The 898-nt window shown below is 40.0% G+C and carries 1 protein-coding gene; it reads left to right on the forward strand.

Going from position 1 to position 898, the window contains the following annotated elements; genetic code table 11:
• Nucleotides 1–20: 20 nt before the first annotated feature.
• The coding region (locus R7F64_RS23785) for a DUF6035 family protein (RefSeq protein ID WP_318072136.1) at nt 21–898 on the forward strand (878 nt) is incomplete at its 3' end.

Below are 898 nucleotides of genomic sequence, written 5' to 3' on the forward strand. Positions count from 1 at the left end.
GTTGAGAATGGTGATGTGTAATGACTACGACTATCAATAAACGGCTAATCACTCACATCTATGATCCTCACACGCACGACATTATCGAAGTAGCTGATCAACTCGATAATATTGAAGAGGGAGCACTTCATAGAAAAAGAAACCTCATAGAAGATGGTTTAAGGAAATACCTTTGTGCCGTGTGCTATCAGCCTGTAGCACTTCGCAACCGAAGACGTGCTATTAACCATTACACGCACAAGTTTAAAAATGCTGAGTGTCCATTGCAGGAAAAAGACTCTGTTTTAAAGAAAGAGCAAATGCTTGCGATGAAGTTTAATGGTCAAAAAGAGGGAAAAGCTCATCGTGAATCAAAAGAGTATATCTATGACGCTATTAGAAATGACCGACTGAACAGATTTTCAGATTGTAAGGTTGAAGCTACCTTTAGAGATTCGTGCGAAGATCCAACTCAGATAATGAGTAAAGAGTGGCGAATACCTGACGTTTCTTCTTACTATAACGATTCTGGTAAAACTAAACGTGTGGTGTTTGAGCTGCAAATGAGCACTACTTTTATCAGCGTTATAGCTGCCCGTGAGCACTTCTATCAACGAAATAATACCTATGTGATTTGGGTGCTATTGGACTTTGATGGTAAGCGATTCACCGACCTAGATATAGCTTATCGAAATCGAGCAAACGTCTTTGTATTGAGTCGTGAAGCGAGGGCTAAAACTGATGAAACGGGAGAACTGTGGTTTGATGTTCACTGGCGAGAGCCGTTTATAGAGAACAACGAGCTAAACTATGAATGGAGGAATAAGGTTATCCCTTTCTCAGAACTGACTTTCCACGACTACTATCTCAAATCTTACTACAAAGATGTTGAAATAATGGAGGGTGAACTGAAATCTCA

The sequence above is a fragment of the Vibrio sp. Vb1980 genome (genome assembly GCF_033338615.1).
Lineage (GTDB): Bacteria > Pseudomonadota > Gammaproteobacteria > Enterobacterales > Vibrionaceae > Vibrio > Vibrio alginolyticus.